Annotated in this window: 21 protein-coding genes; 16 read left to right on the plus strand and 5 right to left on the minus strand. The window is 55.5% G+C overall.

The genetic code is table 11. The annotated features are described in order from the left end of the window. Positions 1 to 5 precede the first annotated feature (5 nt). Both CGA22_RS02175 and CGA22_RS02180 read left to right on the plus strand, forming a co-directional pair. Positions 6 to 446: a phage tail protein gene (locus CGA22_RS02175; RefSeq protein WP_024778240.1), complete on the plus strand. Its 441-nt coding sequence runs from the start codon at positions 6 to 8 to the stop codon at positions 444 to 446. Continuing rightward, the gene (locus tag CGA22_RS02180) at positions 443 to 1,711 is read left to right on the plus strand and encodes a phage late control D family protein (RefSeq protein WP_041021932.1); all 1,269 of its coding nucleotides are present in this window, start codon (positions 443 to 445) and stop codon (positions 1,709 to 1,711) included. The genes CGA22_RS02175 and CGA22_RS02180 overlap by 4 nt, the downstream gene beginning before the upstream one ends. 15 nt (positions 1,712 to 1,726) lie before the next feature. Here the strand turns inward: CGA22_RS02180 and CGA22_RS02185 are convergent, their stop codons facing one another. The 4 genes from CGA22_RS02185 to CGA22_RS02200 all read right to left on the minus strand — a co-directional run bounded on the left by CGA22_RS02185 (position 1,727) and on the right by CGA22_RS02200 (position 4,508). Beyond that, positions 1,727 to 2,362: a hypothetical protein gene (locus tag CGA22_RS02185; protein WP_156996891.1), complete on the minus strand. Its 636-nt coding sequence runs from the start codon at positions 2,360 to 2,362 to the stop codon at positions 1,727 to 1,729. After that, positions 2,359 to 2,757, minus strand: coding sequence for a hypothetical protein (locus CGA22_RS02190; protein ID WP_041021931.1), 399 nt, complete (start codon positions 2,755 to 2,757; stop codon positions 2,359 to 2,361). The genes CGA22_RS02185 and CGA22_RS02190 overlap by 4 nt, the downstream gene beginning before the upstream one ends. Further along, positions 2,754 to 3,827, minus strand: coding sequence for a hypothetical protein (locus tag CGA22_RS02195; protein ID WP_041021930.1), 1,074 nt, complete (start codon positions 3,825 to 3,827; stop codon positions 2,754 to 2,756). The genes CGA22_RS02190 and CGA22_RS02195 overlap by 4 nt, the downstream gene beginning before the upstream one ends. 273 nt (positions 3,828 to 4,100) lie before the next feature. Continuing rightward, a complete protein-coding gene (locus tag CGA22_RS02200; RefSeq protein WP_041021929.1) occupies positions 4,101 to 4,508 on the minus strand; it encodes a helix-turn-helix domain-containing protein in 408 nt (135 codons plus the stop codon). A gap of 101 nt (positions 4,509 to 4,609) precedes the next feature. On the opposite strand from CGA22_RS02200, the gene CGA22_RS02205 reads away from it, so the two are divergent. The 10 genes from CGA22_RS02205 to CGA22_RS02250 all read left to right on the plus strand — a co-directional run bounded on the left by CGA22_RS02205 (position 4,610) and on the right by CGA22_RS02250 (position 11,472). Continuing rightward, the gene (locus CGA22_RS02205; protein ID WP_041021958.1) at positions 4,610 to 4,858 is read left to right on the plus strand and encodes a phage-associated protein, BcepMu gp16 family; all 249 of its coding nucleotides are present in this window, start codon (positions 4,610 to 4,612) and stop codon (positions 4,856 to 4,858) included. A gap of 40 nt (positions 4,859 to 4,898) precedes the next feature. Beyond that, entirely contained in the window at positions 4,899 to 5,372 is a 474-nt protein-coding gene (locus tag CGA22_RS02210; protein WP_041021928.1) for a YmfL family putative regulatory protein, read from the plus strand. Further along, the gene (locus CGA22_RS02215; protein ID WP_024778233.1) at positions 5,369 to 5,659 is read left to right on the plus strand and encodes an ogr/Delta-like zinc finger family protein; all 291 of its coding nucleotides are present in this window, start codon (positions 5,369 to 5,371) and stop codon (positions 5,657 to 5,659) included. The genes CGA22_RS02210 and CGA22_RS02215 overlap by 4 nt, the downstream gene beginning before the upstream one ends. Next, complete coding sequence (locus CGA22_RS02220; RefSeq protein ID WP_041021927.1) at positions 5,656 to 6,027, plus strand: hypothetical protein; 372 nt, start codon at positions 5,656 to 5,658, stop codon at positions 6,025 to 6,027. Before CGA22_RS02215 ends, CGA22_RS02220 begins: the two co-directional genes overlap by 4 nt. A gap of 75 nt (positions 6,028 to 6,102) precedes the next feature. Continuing rightward, positions 6,103 to 6,336, plus strand: coding sequence for a hypothetical protein (locus CGA22_RS02225; RefSeq protein WP_041021926.1), 234 nt, complete (start codon positions 6,103 to 6,105; stop codon positions 6,334 to 6,336). A gap of 6 nt (positions 6,337 to 6,342) precedes the next feature. Further along, positions 6,343 to 9,195: a toprim domain-containing protein gene (locus tag CGA22_RS02230; protein WP_084213741.1), complete on the plus strand. Its 2,853-nt coding sequence runs from the start codon at positions 6,343 to 6,345 to the stop codon at positions 9,193 to 9,195. Between the two features lie 58 nt (positions 9,196 to 9,253). Then, positions 9,254 to 9,592: a hypothetical protein gene (locus tag CGA22_RS02235; RefSeq protein WP_041021925.1), complete on the plus strand. Its 339-nt coding sequence runs from the start codon at positions 9,254 to 9,256 to the stop codon at positions 9,590 to 9,592. A 260-nt stretch (positions 9,593 to 9,852) separates the two neighbouring features. After that, entirely contained in the window at positions 9,853 to 10,116 is a 264-nt protein-coding gene (locus tag CGA22_RS02240) for a hypothetical protein (RefSeq protein ID WP_041021923.1), read from the plus strand. Positions 10,117 to 10,394: 278 nt separating this feature from the next. Further along, a complete protein-coding gene (locus tag CGA22_RS02245) occupies positions 10,395 to 10,940 on the plus strand; it encodes a DUF2786 domain-containing protein (RefSeq protein WP_041021921.1) in 546 nt (181 codons plus the stop codon). 256 nt (positions 10,941 to 11,196) lie between these two features. Then, positions 11,197 to 11,472, plus strand: coding sequence for a pyocin activator PrtN family protein (locus CGA22_RS02250; RefSeq protein WP_024778225.1), 276 nt, complete (start codon positions 11,197 to 11,199; stop codon positions 11,470 to 11,472). Here CGA22_RS02250 and CGA22_RS02255 read toward each other — a convergent pair. Then, positions 11,447 to 12,598 (minus strand): site-specific integrase, encoded by a 1,152-nt coding sequence (locus CGA22_RS02255; RefSeq protein WP_041021920.1) that lies wholly within the window; start codon positions 12,596 to 12,598, stop codon positions 11,447 to 11,449. The two genes, CGA22_RS02250 and CGA22_RS02255, sit on opposite strands and share 26 nt — an antisense overlap. A gap of 103 nt (positions 12,599 to 12,701) precedes the next feature. Between CGA22_RS02255 and dusA the strand changes: the two genes are divergently transcribed. From dusA to tal, 4 genes are all read left to right on the plus strand, one after another. Then, positions 12,702 to 13,712, plus strand: a complete 1,011-nt coding sequence (gene dusA / locus CGA22_RS02260) for a tRNA dihydrouridine(20/20a) synthase DusA (protein ID WP_084213738.1) — start codon at positions 12,702 to 12,704, stop codon at positions 13,710 to 13,712. 169 nt (positions 13,713 to 13,881) lie between these two features. Next, the gene (locus CGA22_RS02265; RefSeq protein ID WP_041021918.1) at positions 13,882 to 15,618 is read left to right on the plus strand and encodes a DEAD/DEAH box helicase; all 1,737 of its coding nucleotides are present in this window, start codon (positions 13,882 to 13,884) and stop codon (positions 15,616 to 15,618) included. Beyond that, on the plus strand, positions 15,615 to 17,603 hold the full coding sequence (locus CGA22_RS02270; protein ID WP_041021917.1) for a UvrD-helicase domain-containing protein: 1,989 nt from the start codon (positions 15,615 to 15,617) through the stop codon (positions 17,601 to 17,603). Before CGA22_RS02265 ends, CGA22_RS02270 begins: the two co-directional genes overlap by 4 nt. A 182-nt stretch (positions 17,604 to 17,785) precedes the next feature. Continuing rightward, on the plus strand, positions 17,786 to 18,712 hold the full coding sequence (gene tal, locus CGA22_RS02275) for a transaldolase (protein ID WP_041021916.1): 927 nt from the start codon (positions 17,786 to 17,788) through the stop codon (positions 18,710 to 18,712). Positions 18,713 to 18,922: the final 210 nt, after the last annotated feature.

The following is an 18,922-nucleotide window of genomic DNA, read 5'->3' on the forward strand; positions in this document are numbered from 1 at the left end:
CCCCCATGATGCTTGCCTTGGGCATGTTCGTGTTCAGCCTGTCCACCGCCGCCTATCAGGAGCTGCAACGCCAAACCGATTGGCGCCATGCCAGCAACAGTCGCGTTGGCGCCGCTCCCGCTCGACAGTTTGTCGGGCGCGGCGACGATGCCATCACCCTCCCCGGCGTCATCCTGCCGGAGCTGGCCGGCAGCGCCTTGAGCCTCGACGCCCTGCGCCTGATGGCAAACACCGGCAAGGCGTGGCCGATGGTAGAGGGCAGCGGCCGGATCTACGGCCTGTGGATTATCGAGAGCCTTAGCGAAACCAAAACCGTCTTCTTCCGCGACGGCACTCCACGGCGCATCGAGTTCTCAATCAGCCTCAAACGGATCGACGACGACCGTATTGACCTGCTCGGCGCTGGCACCAGCGCGGGCGTCAACATCCTGAGGGCGTTGCTGTGATCGATGCGGCCCTGTCCAAAGTCACCGGGTACATCGAAGACCTGGTCGAGCGCTACCGCCGCGACGCCGCTTACCCGATGCCGGCGTTTCGCGTCACGGTCGATGGCAACGATATCGCCCAGTTGATCAGTCCACGGCTAATGAGTCTGGAGCTGACCGACAATCGCGGGATCGAGGCAGACCAACTCAGCATCACCCTCAGCGACCACGACGGCCTGCTGGCGATCCCGCCCAAGGGCGCGGTCATTCGGTTGTGGCTGGGCTGGAGCGATACAGGCCTAGTAGACAAAGGCACCTACACGGTCGATGAAACCGAGCATAGCGGCGCGCCGGATGTATTGAGCATTCGCGCCCGCTCGGCAGACCTTCGCAAAGGTTTGAAGACCAAGCGTGAGCGCAGCTGGAGCAATACCACCCTCGGCGACGTCCTGGGCGACATCGCACTGGGCAACGGCCTCACCGCCACCATTGCCGGCACCCTGGACGGGTTGCCCATCCTGCAGTTGGACCAGGCCAACGAATCAGACGCCAACCTGATCAGCCGCGTGGGGGAAGAGTTCGATGCCGTGGTCACGGTCAAGGCCGGTTGCCTGCTATGCCTGCCAGCGGGGGGCGGTAAGACGGCCACCGGAGCCGAACTGCCGCATATCACCCTCACCCGCGCCGACGGCGACCAACACCGCTACCTGCAAGCGGACCGCGACAGCTACGACGGCGTGCGCGCCTATTTCTACGACGTGAACAGTGCGAAGAAACAGGAGGCCATTGCTGGCGGTGGGGAAAACCTGAAAGACCTGCGCCATACCTTCAGCGATCGACAGTCTGCTCTGCGTGCCGCCCGGGCTGAATTCAACCGATTGCAACGTGGTAGCGCGACGCTCAGCTACACCCTCGCCCGGGGACGGCCTGACCTCATTCCAGAACTGACCTACACGCTCCAGGGCGTGAAGCCGGAGATTGACGAGATCATCTGGTACGGCGGCAATGTGCAGCACACTCTCAGCCCGGACAATGGATACACCGTCAGCCTGGAGCTAGAGAGCAAACTGCCCGAGGATACGGTTGAAGGGTTGGCAGAGGAAAATAAAGGGAATTACACAGGGATCGTCGCGTACTACCGCGACAAAAAAACAGGTAAGGAAAAAATTGTAACGGCGGGGGAACAGAGTAAGCCAAGGCGGCTCAGGTGGCTCTATTCCACTGAACGCACAGCGAAGCGGGCGGTAGACAGGGAGTGGAGAAAACTACAAATACAAGGCAGATAGACTGAAAGGTATCTGTTAGGTCTTCCTATTCTTGGCGCTCTTGTCTGTGGGCTTGTGATAAAAACTAATTGGAAGATGTCTAACTTTATAATCCAAGCCACTTGCCGCGTGTTTGTGCACTGTCTTTGCAGTCAGCGTGTTACTGCAAAGATCCAAGAGAGTAACTACAACCTCATAATCCTTTACAATACGTGCTGCCCACACCTTTAAAATCTTTAGTTTATCGCGCTTCTTTGTATAGATTATTAGTCCGCCTCGATTACTTGTTGGTCCGCCGGGAGAATATCGGTCGCACAATTGTCGAAATCCTTCCATTACATATCCTGGACCTGTATCGAGCTTAGCCTCCCCATGCCACTCATATAGGCCTTCTTTAACTACCAAATCACAATGTCCATTTCTGTAATTATCGTGATCCGCAGTAAAACCTTTCATGGACAAACCAAACACGAGTACGACGGTTAATGCGTCTTCTCCAAAATCTTTGAAATGCGGTTTATTATTTTCGAAATGGAATATTCCCTCAAGGATGGCAGACTCAACTCGAGAGCAATAATCGTCGTAGGCATTACCTATACCAGCGTTAAGCAATGCAATTTTTACTGGATTATCGTCCGAAAGATTCATGATATCAGCTATAGACGGATTCATTCTACAATCACCGCCTTATCCGCCACAAAAACAACATAGACCTTAGACTGATAATCCCGATCAGGATATCCTCTATCCTCTAGACTTAACGCCCCATTCATAAAAGCAGCTTGCAGATCCTCCGCCGTCACATTATAAATAACGTCATCATCCACATACCGATATTGCTGCTCCAGCAGTTTAACTTGTGTCGACTTCAAAAAATTCAGACAAAGTTGAATCTGTTCAATTGAACACTCACCATCTACCACACTCATAAAATCAGAATAACTAAAAACCGGCATCTTTTCCTGAGAGGAAAGGATGAACTCTACTATTTCTTTGCAGCAATAATCGATCCGGAGGTGTGCTACCTCAGACTCAATTTTTTGAAATAGTAGAGTTTTAGATATCATGGTATGTACGAAATTATTTTGTTAAGTACGAAGTTAGAGTCATCATAGGTACGCATTCCTTTGACAAAAGCATAGTCTGTTCTCGCTCCGATCTGCACGTAATCCCTATAACTTCCTGGAATATGCAGCTCAGGCTTACTATCGACTTTATCTATATCCATTCGATGCCATTGCATTGCCACCTCAAAAATTGACATTTTATGGTCGATAGCTTTGGCCCCAGTTTTGTGGAACAACTCGCTCCGTAGATCTACACCTGCTTTCATTGTCTCACGTTTTACAGATTCAGTCTCGGTGGCAAAGCCAATGCGCTTGATAGCTCCTGACATATCTGCGTACACGCCTTTCGCAAGCGGCAATAAATTAAACGGCGTACCCAAAACAAAATCTTTAGAAAATGTAGCTAAAAGTCTTCTCGAAAAGAATTTCAAGTCATCAATGGATTTCTTAAGCTGGCCTGATGTTTGGGGCATTCCAGTATCGCGCGTCATATCAGCACGCAGCTCTATATATGATCGTTGGCGATTAAAATATATTACATCAAAGGTTTGCCTATCGTAGGCTTTTACTTCGATAAGCTTTTCAGCCTGAGGAAACTGATCGCGCATTTCCTGGGAAAAATTATCGCGCAAGATGTCATTACTCAGAGTAAAACGACGCTTCCGAGACAATATCAAACCCGCACCTGAATCATCGCTAAAGCTCTTAATTACCTTTAGCTCGCCATCATCCTTAGTCAACGCATCCTCTGCAACCGCTAACGGAAAAGCGGCTCCCATCGGATTTGGCAATATCTTGTAATCGAGCAATTTTAGAAAAATATTGTCCGCGTGCTCAGGACCAACGCGATAATACGAAACAGCTTTCAAGTCACATATTTGCTGCATTTGCAAAGCTTCTTTAAGCCTATCTAATATTAAAGGTTTTTTTGCCACCGCTCCTTTAATAATCATATGAAGCTCAGCCCAACTCCTTGCGGACAGCAAGTTATTCACCCGCAGAATCTGCTGCACAGTATGAATATTAAGTCGCCCTTCCAGCCCAGCCAAAAAATCTTCAAGTGCTGGCATAATCCCCTCATCAAAAATGGTTATTAATTCCCAAAGTTAAATATTGTTATTTCTTATATTCTCTTTTAGCCAGATTTCACCGCCACTGATCTGTTCAGATAGCGTTCTGCACCGGTTCGATTTGATGAAGGCTTGGATAACTGGGGCATGGATCACATCCTTATGCTGGTTTCGAGGTAGCGCCGGTCGGCATGCTCGCCCCTCTGTAACCAAGCCAGGGCGAGTGGATCATCGGCGTCCCTGTCTGACTGATCCGTTCTTAATGGGTACAGATTATGCTGGCCTTTTAGAATCGGCAAGGGCCTCAGTCAAATCCTTGAGGCGCTGCTCGACATCCATTAAGCGTTTCTTCTCTTCAGCAGCGCTTTGTATCTCCCGCTTGCCCGCCTCCCCAAGCGAGCGAAACAGTTCAAGGATGGCCTCCTCCTGCCTGTTTGCAGGTTGAGCCTGGGCAACCTCGCCCACCGAGCCATGGAACATGGGACCTTCACCGGTCAACAACCAGTCCACACTTATACCCAAATGAGTACGCAAGGCCGACATCGCCTTTGCGTTGGGCTCTCTCTCGTCCAGAAGATAGTTCTGGAGCGTTCTATAGGGGATGCCAACCATTTCGGCAGCCTGTTTTATGGACAGGTCTTTGGCATCAAGAACGCTGCGAAGACGCTCAGATATACTCATTTTTTCATATGATCCGGTTGACGCACTCATTTTGGTGCGTATACTGCGAACAAACAGGTACATCTTAACCAACTAGGAACACATCAACCATGAGCCAAGCCATGGAAAAGCGCCAGATCCAGGCGCGACTGATCGAGAACGGCAGCAATTTCCGCCAGTTCGCAATCAGTCACGGCTATGAACCGCGCACGGTGACTCAGGTAGTCCAGCGTTGGGCCGGTCACGACACGCTGCCCAGGGGCCGTCTGTCGTTCCGCATTCTGCGTGACCTCTCCAAGGTGATCGGCAAAGAAGTTCTGCCCGGAATCCTGGCGGACTCAAACGAGCAAACAGAATGCAAGGCTGTATGAAATGACTGTAGGGGCGACGGCACCAGGGAGAAACCAGAAGATGAAACGCCCAATACTAGCGACCAAGCGCCAAGTCATGAGCGCAGTCATTTGCGCTTACCCCGGCGGGCGCGAGTGCGCCGCTGCCCGGCTCGGTTATGAACTCAAGAAGTTCGACAACCATGTTTATGAGAACGCCGGCAGCCGCCCCCTGAGCGATGAACAGATTCATTTGCTTGAGCAGGACGCCGGCACAACTCACCTGCCTGAATACATCGCAGCCATGTACGGTGGCATGTTCGTGCCGGTCGCTAAACCCGAGACGCTGGACAACTTCGACCTGTACAGCCGGTCAGTACATGCCGCAGCGAAACGTGGTTACGTCGATCAGATCATCGTGAAGGCGCTGGAGGACGGTGTAGTTGAGCCAGGCGAGGCTGCGGCCATTCTCAGCGCTCACAATCGCTACATGGCTGCGCGCCACTCCGAAGTGCTGGCCACCATCCAGCTGCACAGCAAGGAGCGCAAGCATTGAGCACTTACAAGCTTGTCTGCCCTCACTGCCTCGGCCGCATGCGTATCCGCACCAGCGAAGGCACGCACATTTTCCTGCGGGTGGCCTACCTGCAATGCACCAACGAAGCCTGCGGCTGGTCGGTGCGGGCGGAGTTCGAAATGACTCATGAAATGAGCCCAAGCGGTATGGCTAACCCCTCCGTGAAGCTCCCTATCGCCGACATCGCCCTGCGCCGTGCGGCAATGAGGTCCGCCAACGATCAACCCGACCTGCTCGACCAAATGGAAATGGAGTGTGCGCAATGAACCATGAACAGCTTGACCACGACTACCGCAGCAGCATGCAACGTGCCGCATTCGCCTACCTGCAACGGCACGAAGCGCAGCATCTGGTGGGCTCAGACCTGCTGTACGAAAACTGCGTTCGGCACATGACCACCGCAATGGAAGTCCCGGTGTTCATGGCGCAGCAACTGGTGCACAACGCCTGGACTGAATTGCAGGTCATCAACCAACGCAAGTGGATCGGTGTGGACTGGGGCTCCAGTCCTGGCAGCACCGTCGTCCATTTGATCGACACCCGGGCGGACCTACGTTACCCGGTCCCGGCGAGGCTGCTACCGCAGACCCTGCTGGCCCAGCGCGATGCCGCGCTGAAGCAACAACCTCAGTAATCCCCTTTTAAACACCCCGCCCTACCCCGCTTCCCGTGGGTTTGGGTGAGCTTTGCCCGAAATCCGAGGTGGACCATGGAAATCGACGTCGCCGTTACCGCAAAACTGCCCCGCGAAGAGGCCGAAGCGCTGCTCCAGGCGCTACGGAATCAATACGCCCAGCAGTTTAACGAGCATTGGTACGACGACCGCTTTCGCATGATCCCCGAGGGTTTACGGCATGGCTCGTTGCTCGCGGCCTTCCCGGTGATGGCCGCGCAAAAACGCCTGATTGGCGCCCTTAAACACAGTCTCGGCGAAGTGAAGTAAGCCCCGATGAATAAGCGACTCGACCCCACCCATGGCGCGAAGGCCTTTGTACGCGAGCCCATGGAGCACAAGCTGCGCGCCGACGTGCTCCAGCGCCTTGAGTCAGACTACGGCCTGCAACATATGGCCGGCACGCATTACATGCGCAAGGGCACTTGCCCAAAGTGCAATCAGAAGCGCCTATTTTCTCGTCACGATGAACCATGGTTTATCCGCTGCGGCCGCGAGGAAAAATGCCGGTACCAGTCCCCAGTAAAAGAGCTGTATCCCGATCTTTTTGACGACTGGAGTAAACGTGCGCCAGCTACTAATGACCAGCCAGCCGCTACCGCTAAGGCGTACCTGACCTTTGCTCGCGGGTTTCGCCTCGAACTGATTGAGGGCTGGTATACCCAAGAAAGTTATTTTGACCGTGAACTTAATATCGGCTCTGCCACGGTGCGATTCCCCCTTGAGCATGGTGGGTACTGGGAACGTCTGATCGACCAGCCCTCACGCTTCGGCAAGAAGAAAGCCCGCTTCCAACCCATGCAAAGCTACAAGGGCTACTGGTGGTGCCCACCTTGTGTTGACGTTCTTCAGGTGGAAGAACTGTGGATTGTCGAGGGTATTTTCGACGCCATAGCGCTTATCCATAACGGCATTTCGGCGGTCGCCGCTTTGTCCTCGAACGCCTTCCCTGAGGAATCGCTGAAGACCTTGATAGCGGACTGTGAAGGCAAGCCGCCTAAACTAGTGTGGGCCTTGGACAACGAGCCTGGCGCGCAGAAATACACCCGATCATGGGTCAAGCAAGCCCGAGAGTTGGGCTTTATTTGCGAGGCCGCGCAGATCCCGCAACCCGACAATCGCAAGGTCGATTGGAATGACCTGCATCAGCGCTGGGCATTTTTGGAAGATGACGAGGTACGGGCGCAGCGGATCGAAAAAAACCTCAAAGAAGCCAGGCACCACGGCGCGCTGCTGATTGCCGAAAGCGCCAGCGACAAAGCCCTGCTCATGTACCAGTGGCGCGAGCGGGAAGAGTTCCATTTCTGTTTCGACTCTCGCTTGTACTGGTGGAAGCTCGATATATCCAAATTCAACAGCGCCAAACAGGCGCTCGATGACAGTGACAAACAGGACGACCAACTGCTCTCTGAAAAAGCCATTCGCGAAAAGGCGCTACGCATGTCCGGTTGTGTCGTCGAGATCGCAAATTGCTATCCCAAGGCCCTCTATTTCCAGCGAAACGAGATAACCGACGAGTCTTGGTACTTCTTTCGCGTGGATTTTCCGCATGACGGCGGCTCAGTAAAAAACACCTTCACGGGCGGCCAGGTCGCGGCAGCCAGTGAGTTCAAGAAACGACTCCTTGGCATGGGCGCCGGGGCTGTGTTCACCGGCAGTGGGCAGCAGCTGGACAAAATCATGAAAGACCAGCTGTTCGGTATCAAAACGGTTCAGACCATCGACTACGTCGGCTACAGCCGGGAGTACAGCTGTTACGTGTTCAACGACGTGGCCGTTCGTGAGGGGCAACTGATCAGCATCAACGAAGAAGAGTTCTTCGAAATGGGCAAGCTGAAACTCAAAAGCTTGCAGAAAGGGGTGAAGATCCAGTTAACCAAGGACGCAAAAAACTATGATCCGCGCTGGCTGGACCTGCTCTGGCAGTGCTTCGGTACGCAAGGGATCGTGGCCCTGACGTTTTGGTTTGGGTCGTTGTTCGCTGAGCAAATCCGTCATCGGTATCAATCGTTTCCTTTCCTTGAGGCCACTGGTGAGGCCGGTGCCGGTAAAACCACACTGCTCACCTTACTGTGGAAGCTGCTTGGCCGTGAGGGGTATGAGGGCTTCGACCCTTCCAAATCAACCAAGGCCGGGCGCAGCCGCTTAATGGGCCAGGTATCTGGCATGCCCATCGTGTTGCTGGAGTCCGACCGGAGCGGCGAGGACAAGGCGCACGCCAAAACTTTCGAGTGGGATGAACTGAAGGACTACTACGGCGGCGGCACCCTGGCGACCAAAGGGGTCAAAACCGCCGGTAACGAGACATACGAACCTCCCTTCCGGGGAACCATCGCCATCAGCCAAAACGCGCCGGTGGTGGCCTCCGAGGCGATTATGACTCGCATCGTCAAGCTGCACTTTGTGCGACCGAACGTGACACCGGAGAGCCGCGCTGCTGCCGACTTACTCAACGCCTTGGAGGGCGCGAAGCTGAGCAACTTCGTGTTGCAAGCCGTGCGTAAAGAAGCCGAGGTCATGGACCTGTTCGCCCAGCGCTTGCCTGGCTACGAAGCGAAACTTCGCTGTCTGCACTCGCACTGCTTCTCTTGCGACACGCCTTTCAAAGATGAACAAAGCGACTGTGCCCATTGTGGCAACAAGCTACGCGGTTACATCCGTGTCGAGCGTATCAACAAGAACCACGCCCAATTGCTCGCGCTACTCGACTGCCTGCGAATGGTGGTTTCGCTCACCGATGCGCAGATCAGCAACACCCGCACCCAGATCATTCGCATGGCGATAGAGCGCCAGGCCTCCATCAGTTCCGATCATCCGGTCGTGGCCGAATTCTGGGAGGTGTACGAATACCTTGAAGGTCTCGACGCCGATGGGCCTGTGGTCAACCACAGCAAGAAAGAAAACATCATCGCCATCAACCTCAACGACTTCGTGAAGTGCGCCGCTGAGCATCGCCAGAAAATCGCCGATGTCAGCGAGCTGCGCGAGCGGCTGAAGGACTCCCGCTCGCGGAAGCTGATCGACATCAACAAGGCGACGGACAGCGCGGTGCGGGCTTACCAGGCCAAGCACAGCAACGCGGTAATTACCAAGCAGCCCATCGTGAAGTGTTGGCATTTCCAGGCCTGACCATTCGACAGCTACACACACCAGGCGCGGCAACGCCTGCCACTCAAGGAGAAGCACCATGCACAACGAAACGCTCAAAGATGCCTTTGACGAGTTGTTTCAATACCAGGCCGAACGTCCGGCCATACGCAAAGCAGGCGTCGAAGCGCTGGTTCGCTTGTTGCCAGTCGCTCAGCGCAACTCCGGTCAAAGCGGGGTAGTCGGCCGCTTTCTGCTCGGTCTGTACAACGGCCCGGCACATCCATTTGACCTGACCGAGCTGCGCCGTCTCGACGCGGGCCTGTTCGACGACTGCATTGCTGTCCTTCGACTGGATAACAACCCCGAGCAGGAAGTTCATACCTACTTTCCCGATGGCGACGCGATTTGGCAGGGCCTGCGTAGGGCTTGGGTATGAAGTGGGCGCCGAAACGCAACAGAGACGGACAGATTCAGCAGAACTGCTGGATCACCGACAGCGGTTACACCGTGGCTGAGTGCCGGTTGCCAGAAGCGCGCTACCCGATCACACGCCCAGGCGGCGAACTGCCTTTCGCGTATGCGAAGGACCGGGACGAAGTCATAGCGATCATCAAGAGAGACCAGGCCAGAACGGCCTGAAAAGACGGTGTCGAGGAGCGGCAACTCCTCGACACCCACCACCATAGGAGAAGCACCATGCAAGTGAATCAAACCCAAGGTAGCGCCGCAGAGGCTACCACAACCCGGTTGCAGATCGGCGACACGGTCAGCTACGTGGCAATCAGCGGCGGCGGTCGCAGCTATCGCTTCAGTGCCCGCAAAGCGGTGATCGAAGAGATCAACGGCGAAGTAGCCACGTTGCGTAGCGCCAATGGACGTACCACCACCCAGCCGCTTAACAAGTTAACACCGGACGGCCAGCCCAACGCCCTGACGCGCATGCTCATGGTAGGGCAGTAATTATGTCTGTCAGCCCAGCGAGGACACGGCCAGCCATGGCAAGTCAACGGCTCGATCTGCCCAGTCGCTGCGATATCTGTGGCAAAGCTCGCTCCACACGCAAGCACCAGGCCTGTAGCCGTATTCGCCAGATGCGCAAATCGCAGGAGTGGGCCGCTTTTATGGCCGAGCGGGAAGCGGTCAAACAAAACAAAACGCGTCGATACGCACGCTGATAATCAGATTTAGGCGGAACGCGGGGAGCGGCAACTCCCCCACCGCTTACGAGGAGAAGCACCATGCAAGCACAGATGCCCCGTGGAGGCGACGCTAGGGTCCAGGCCAAGCTACGCAAAATGATGGCCCTCGCAGAGCGTGGCGAAGGCGGCGAAAAGGATAATGCGCAACGGATGCTGGAAAAGCTGTTGGCGCGTCACGGCTTGACCATCGACGACTTGAACGACGAGTGTCGCGAAATCCGTTGGTTTCCGATTTTGAACGTGTACGAGCGTAAGCTCGCGGCGCAAATCATGTCCAAGGTCTGCGACTCATGCACTCCCGGTCTGTATTCCAGCAAGAGCCGGCCAAAGAAGATCGGAGTGGAAGTTACACCGGCAGAAGCCATTGAATTCGAACTTCACTACGACGCCTTGCGAAACGCACTGGCCGCGCACTTCAGCGAGGCCTTCTCCGCATTTGTGCAGGCAAACCGGTTATTTCCTGCAACCCCATCAGACTGTAGGGACATAGAGCTGAGCGAGAGCGAAATGCGGGTCGTCGCCATGGCCTCAGCAATAAAACCTACATCTGTCCGCCCCCGCCTTGAGCGGAAGGGGAATGTATGACAGTCCTCCTGCTTTTGTACCTATGCAGCGACGCAACTCGTACTGACTGCCAGGTTCTGCCGGCTGAAAGCTGGCATGGGCCGGATGCCTACGAGCAATGCGTTGGCGCGTTGCGAGGACTTACCCAGGCACTGAGCGCAACGAATCGGAACAGGCACAGGTTCCTTTGCGAGATTCAGGCGGATGAGGCAGAACCTGCAGGACGTGCCGGCCGGCCAACATTCATTCATCAATCGTTTCGGATGTGAGGGACATCATGAACACAGCCTTTATCCTGATGGCCCAGTACGACGGCCAGGCGATTATCTCGCTGGAGCAGGTTTGCAGGGACTACTTCACGCACCTGACGCCTGACATGTTTCAACGCAAGGTGATGAGCGGTCAGATCAAGATCCCCATCACCCGCCTCGAACGCAGCCAGAAGTCGGCCAAGGGGATCCATATCACCGACCTGGCTGCGTATCTCGACCTACAGCGCGCAGCCGCGGTAAAAGAGAACAGCCAGCTCAACGGGTTAAAACACGCCTTTTGAGCCACTTCATTGATGCGGCGCCCAGTTGGACGGGCGCCCTCAATATTTCTTCGTACCATTCCCACTTCACATAGCGATCACCCTTGCCACGCAGATGGGTGTAGCGCCTCAGCGAATTCCAGTCTCGGTGCCCCGAAACGCTCGCCACCCGGGGGATGTCCCAGTCCATTTCGAACAGACGGCTTACCCCTTCGTGACGGAGGTCATGAAAGTGCAGATCCTTGATCGCAAGGATTTTGCAGGCCTTCGCCCAGGATGTTGAGATTGATTCAGGACTGTAGGGGAAAATATCTTCGCCGGCACGGGGCATGGTCTGGAGGATCTTCCAGGCCTCGTCGGGCAGGTAGCACCAGACGTCGTTGCCGATCTTCTGGCCTGGGTTCTTCATGTCGCGTACCAACACTCGCTGGCCGGGTTCGTCGAGGTCGTCCCAGCGTATCCGCGTGATTTCGTCGAGACGGCGCGTCGAGAACAGGGCGAAGCCCACCACTTTCATCATGTTGATGATGCTTCGGCGCCGGGCCTGCATTTCCTGATAATGCTCCATGAGTTTCCCCAGCTCGTCGAGGGTAGGACGCCGGTCACGCTCTCGGCTTTTCAAGTTGTAGCCGAGCTTGCGCAGTACGCGCCGTGCGCCCCCCATCGCCAGAGGATCAAGTTGGTAACCCCACGCGTCCTTGCCGATGGAAAGCACCGCGCCGAGGTGGGCCAAGTCGTTGCCGGCGGTCTGCGCCTGGACGCCCCCACCTTCCGGACTCATCCGCCACAGTGCGTAATCGACCAGGCATTGAGTATTGATCTGGGTATCGGCCAGCTTGCCCATGTACGTTTCGCCAATTGCTGTGAGGGTTGCACGCTTGGTTTTTCCCAGCGGCCGGGCTTTCTCAACCTCGATCAGGTACTGGTCAATCATTTCTTTGAGCGTGGCGCTTTTGCGGTTCGCCCGTTCAATCGCACCTGGCTCGTCCAATTCAGACTCACGCTTGCGCGCCCAGGCCTGCGCCGCCTGTTTTCGGGCGAAGGTCTGGCTCTCTTGATAGACTTGCATTCCGTTGCGCTTGATGCGGATCTGAGCCGTGTAGGTAACAGACCCATCCGCCAGTTTTCGTGCCCTGATTGTTGCCATATCGAAAGTGGTACGCGTCAGTTTCAAAGTGGTACATCGTACCACCGAGATCTAAAAAACGCCTGAAAACGCCCGAAATCACGCCAAGAACACGTTGAGTAAAATGCTAGTAAAACAGAGCTTTAGCCCAGTAAATACGCGGCCTACGCTGTCTCGGCGCTTCAGTGTTGCACCCATGATGGATTGGACAGACGCCCACTGCCGCTACTTCCTGCGCATCCTCTCCAAAAACGCGCTCCTCTACACCGAGATGGTCACCACCGGCGCCCTGCTCAACGGCGACCATGAGCGCTTCCTGCGCCATCACGAAACCGAACACCCCCTGGCGCTCCAGTTGGGCGGCAGTGTCCCGGGGGATCTGGCCGCCTGCGCGAAGATGGCCCAGGAGCATGGCTACGACGAGGTCAACCTCAATGTCGGTTGCCCAAGCGATCGGGTGCAGAACAACATGATCGGCGCCTGCCTGATGGGGCATCCGGGGTTGGTGGCCGATTGTGTGAAGGCGATGCGTGATGCGGTGTCGATCCCGGTGACGGTCAAGCATCGGATCGGGATCAACGGGCGAGACAGCTATGAGCAACTGTGTGAGTTCGTTGGCACGGTGCGCGAGGCCGGTTGCACAAGTTTTACCGTGCATGCGCGGATCGCGATCCTGGAGGGGCTGTCGCCAAAGGAGAATCGTGATATCCCGCCCCTGCGCTATGACGTGGTGGCGCGGTTGAAGGCGGATTTTCCGGAGCTGGAAATCGTGCTCAACGGCGGGATCAAGACACTTGAGGCGTGCCATGAGCATCTGCAGACCTTCGACGGCGTGATGCTGGGGCGCGAGGCGTACCATAACCCCTATCTGCTGGCCGAGGTCGATCAACAGCTGTTCGGCAGTACCGCGCCGGTCATCACCCGGGCCGAGGCGCTGGCACAACTGCGCCCCTATATTGCCAATCACCTGGCCGCTGGTGGGGCGATGCACCATATCACCCGTCATGTGTTGGGCCTGGGCACTGGTTTTCCAGGAGCGCGACGGTTTCGGCAGTTGTTGTCGGTGGACATTCACAAGACCAAGGATCCGTTGGCGCTGTTGGACCAGGCGGGGCAGTTGCTGGAGGGGCGTTAATACGCGCATCTGAGGCAAGCATCGTCCCTAGGTGAAAATTCGCTGAGCTGCAGTTGCATTCAATCGTGCGATCGGGCTCGCGTGAGGATATTGGATCCATATCGCTCGCGCCTCGCTTCAACAGTATGTAACACTGTTGTGCCATCACCGTTCAGGGACGAATATCGCCATGCAAGGGCAGCATCCGCTTATTAAAAAGCTTTTTAAATTTATCTATGCCGAGCGCGATGCGAACCTTCAGCAACTTTTGCAAACCTGGCAGCGCCCCTTGCATGAGAAGCTTGAAAAGGGTTTGACTCAGGGCTTCACGCACCTAGAAAGAGCCGACAAAACTACTTGTCTTTGGGCGCACCTTGATAAGAGCGAATCACGCTTTCGTGAAGGGGATATGCTGCGTTTGCACCTTGGCGATCCGTCTACCGGGCTGTTGTGCGCCAGGATGACCTTTGAACGCGAAGAAGAAGGGCGATGGCTGCTGAGCGAGAAACTGGCTAATACGGTATGGGACAACTACCAGGGCGGACCTTGCTATGCGGATATGGACGCGCTGGATCTGACGCCCCGCTATGAAAAGACCCTGGAAGATATTGCAGATTCAATCAATACCGACAACCTGATTATCCCGCTGCTCGGCGATGCGCCAGCCATCACGTTCAACGACGCGGACCTGGATTACGCTGAACGTTTCGCCATCCAAAACAAGTGTAACGAACATCAAGCCCGGGCTGTCGCCATGGCCTTTGCCGCTGAGCAAATTGCTTGCATCCAAGGCCCACCCGGGACCGGCAAGACCCGCGCACTCGCGCTTATTGCCCAGCTACTGGTCGAGCGTCAGGAACGGGTATTTGTCACCTCTCACACGCACATGGCTATCAACAATGCCCTTGCAAAGATTGCCGAGCGCAACATACCAACGGTGAAGATTGGTGGCCGTCCTGAGGATGTAAGCAAAACCGTTGACTGGGCAAAAACACCCGCCGATTGGGAGAACCTGCCTGCGGACGGCAGCGGCTATGTCATTGGCGCGACTCCGTTCGCCACCTGCAGCCAGCTTGAACATTTCAAATTCGACACGGTGATCTTTGACGAAGCCAGTCAGATTACCCTCCCCCTCGCGCTGATGGCCATGCGCAAAGGTAGACGCTTTATCTTCATTGGAGACCAGAAACAACTGCCGCCGGTGCTGTTGTCCCAGTCGGTCCTTTCTGGCGAATCGATGTCGATCTTTGGCCGTCTTACCTCACAAACAGCCGACCACACGGTCATGCTTGAAGAAACCTACCGGATGAATCAATGGTTGACCGAATGGCCGAGCCATAATTACTACGAAGGCAAGTTACGTGCGGCGGGCCCCAATAAAGACCGACGCTTCAACTACGTTGAGGTCGAGTCCCCGATGGATCGCGTCTTTGATCCAGAGGCAAGCGCCATATTTATTCCCACGACTGACAGAACGGCAAAAACCCGAAACTTTCGGGATGCTCAGCATGTACTTGAACTCTGCAAAGTCGCCCATGCCATGGGTGTCGCCCCGGCAGATATCGGTATTGTCACACCTTACCGGGCTCAGGGCCGGGCGATTCGAACGTTATTGACTCGACATTTTGGACGCGAACTCGCCCAAACCATCGTCGCAGATACCGTTGAACGCATGCAGGGGCAGGAACGCGAACTTATCATCGTGTCATTGGCCAGCGGCGATGAGGCATTCCTCGGTGCTGTCGCAGAGTTTTTCTTCCAGCCTGAGCGACTGAACGTTTCCATCACCCGGGCGATGACCAAATTGATCATTATCGGGCCTGAGCTGGCCCAGGGGATTGAGTGCAGTAACAACGTTACGCAGCTATGGGCCGATGAGTATTTGAGTCTGATCAGTCGATGCCGCAAAGTGGTACTGCCCCTATGACACTCTTTATCCCTGAATGGCAGCGCAGCACTGGCGCCTATGTTCACGTTAAACGTACGTTGCGCAAACTGGATGATAACCATGTTGTACGCCAGTGCCTCGCTCGGGAAGCCTGGGCCCCTGACTTCTTCCTCCAACATGCACAACATCAATGGCTGGCTACGGTGTTGTGTGAAACCTCTTTTGACACACTAGACCCCGATCAACTGTTCACCGCTACCGAACAACAGACTTTTACAGAGCTGGTTTCGCACCTCGAAGCGACTGAGCCCGACAAGATGCCGGCCGGGCAGCGACTCGGCAAACTGATCATCATGTGGAACTGCACGCCCGAACAGACCAAACGCCTGTGGCAGCACTACTCAACGCCTGACGGCCCGCGGCTCATGTCCAAGAGCACTTTTATCGAGCTTGGCCACGAACAATTGCCCAAGTTATTCAGCTCGCTGAGCCGCGAAGCCAGCGACACGCTCATGGGGCACTATTTTCCAGAAGCCGAAATACCGGCAATCTGCACGACCCGCCGGCATTTTTCACGAGATAACTCAGCAAAGACCACACGTTATTTCCTGGACACACAACAAGAGTGGGCCAGTAAGTTGGACTTGGAGTTGCCTGAGGAACAAACGCAAACCTTGAATGATTTCTCGGTGCGGCTGGTCAATGGCGTTGCCGGAAGCGGAAAGACATTGATTGCCGCTAACCGGGCGTTGATCTTGGCGAAAAAATTTCCAGATCAAAAGATATTGATGCTAATCCACAATGTGCCGGTGGTTAAAGACCTCAAGCACCGCTTGAAAAAGGCCAGCCCGGAGGGTTTGCCGCGCAACCTGACAATCGTGACCGCGCTGGCATGGATACGACAGCAATGGGTGAACCATTTTGAGTTGCAACCAGAGATGGTATTCCCTAAAGAAGTCACCAGCCAAATTGGCCATTATCGGAAATCCTTTCCGGACTTGAAGCCCGGGAATGAACAACTCCTGGACGAGTTCGACTTCATCAATGAGTCATTGATTAGCGACGAGCAAGGCTATCTGGACGCCGAACGCGCCGGCCAAGGGTTTGCCTTGCGCAAGGAAGAACGGGGCCAGGTATGGGCGCTCTACGGGCAGGTCACTGATGCACTGCGCAAGCAAGGCTCTCGTTTATGGAGTTCATTGTCCCGGGATCTGTGTCTGACGAAGCTCGACAAGCTCGATAAGTATCAACACATCCTGGTAGACGAAGCCCAATTCTTCGCGCCGACCTGGTTTCAACTAGTCAAAAGCACCTTGGCCGACTCCGAAGGCAGCCTGTTTTTATGTGCCGACCCCAACCAGGGCTTTTTGAAAAGCCGACTCAGTTGGAAGCGTGTCGGCCTGGATGTGGCGGGTAAAACAAAGAAGCTTCATCACTCCTACCGAACCACTCAGGCCATACTGCGGGCAGCCGGTCTTGTTTTGGCCGAATTTACCCAAACCGACCCGGACGATTATCTGCAGCCTGATTTCAATGGCATGGACGAAGGCATCGCCCCGCTATTGATCCGATCGGACACGCCCCAGGATGCGGTTATACAGGCCTGTAACGAGATAGCCGGCTACTTGCAAACCCAGCAGATCAATCTATCGAACATGCTTGTGCTATATGGCCGGGACACCAATAAGAAGCTGCTGCTCAAGGCGTTGAGCGATCGATTCGGTTCGCGCAAAGTCTGGGATCTGAACAGCATGGAGTCCGTTCATGTGGACGCAGATAATCTGCGTGTTTCCACAGTGGACACCGCTACAGGGCTTGAAGCCAGTATCGTGTTGCTGCTGGGCCTGGAAAAGCTCATGAGAGAAACGGCTCAAGAGGGCGTGCTTTCTGCCCAAGAGCGGGAACAGAATTCGCGCAAACTCTATATGGCAATGACAAGGGCGGGCCAGCGATTGATTCTGATCTCGACGACGCTACTGCCAACAAGTATTGCGGGCCTGTTCTTGAACACACAACATGCATGACCATCAGACGATCGTGTTGAACCTGCACGCGGTTTTGGCATCGTATCTACCGGTACCTGCCCCGCCCTTTCAAACAGCCGTTTTCAGGTTGTTGCCACCGGGGCCATCGATCCCCGCACACGCCCTTGAGTGGCCGCCGGCCCTCGGGTAATGTCAACAGACCCATAGGACAGAGCACGCTCATGACTTCCAAGCTGGAACAACTCAAGCAATTCACCACCGTCGTGGCCGACACTGGCGACTTCGAAGCCATTGCCCGCGTCAAACCGGTAGATGCCACCACCAACCCTTCCCTGCTGCTGAAAGCCTCGGCGATGCACGGCTATGCCGAGCTGTTGAACGCCTGCGTGGCGGACTGCAAGGGTGATGTGGGCCTGGCCAGCGACCGCTTCGGTGTGGCGGTCGGGGGAGAGATCCTGAAGGTGATTCCAGGGCGCATTTCCACCGAGGTGGATGCGCGCCTGTCGTTCGACACCGACGCCATGTTGAAGCGTGCCCACCGCCTGGTTGAACTGTATGACAAGGCCGGCATTGGCCGTGATCGGGTGCTGATCAAGATCGCTTCGACCTGGGAAGGCATTCGCGCCGCTGAGCAACTGGAGCGTGAAGGCATCCAATGCAACCTGACCCTGCTGTTCTCCTTCGCCCAGGCCGCGGCCTGTGCCGACGCCGGGGTGTTCCTGATTTCGCCGTTCGTGGGACGTATCTACGACTGGTACAAGAAGGCCAATGGCAACGACTACACCGGTGCCGATGATCCAGGCGTCCAGTCGGTGACGCGCATCTACAACTACTACAAGGCCAATGACTACAAGACCGTGGTCATGGGCGCCAGCTTCCGTAACCTCAACCAGATCGAGCAACTGGCCGGTTGCGACCGCTTGACGGTCAGCCCGGAACTGCTGGAAAAACTGGCCGCCGACGAAGGCACCCTGGAACGCAAGTTGGCACCGGGGCAAACCGGTGAAGCGCGTTTGAGCCTCAATGAAGCGCAGTTCCGCTGGTTGTCCAACGAGGACGCCATGGCAACCGAGAAGCTGGCGGAAGGTATTCGTCAGTTCGCCCGGGACCAGGAGAAGCTCGAGGCGTTGCTGCAAGCCAAGCTCTGAGTTGATTCACCGGCATGTAAAAGGGGGGCGAACCTTGATGGGTTCGCCCCCCTTTTCATGTTGGAATGGCTTGGCTTCGCACTGAGGGATTGGACGACAGAACGGACGTCATCGCGAGCAGGCTCGCTCCCACAAGTTTCGCGTAACCCTCATCAACTGAGAACAACCCAATCCCTGTGGGAGCGAGCCTGCTCGCGATGGGGCCCGCCA

This window comes from Pseudomonas sp. PSB18, from assembly GCF_014596565.1.
Taxonomy (GTDB): Bacteria; Pseudomonadota; Gammaproteobacteria; order Pseudomonadales; family Pseudomonadaceae; genus Aquipseudomonas.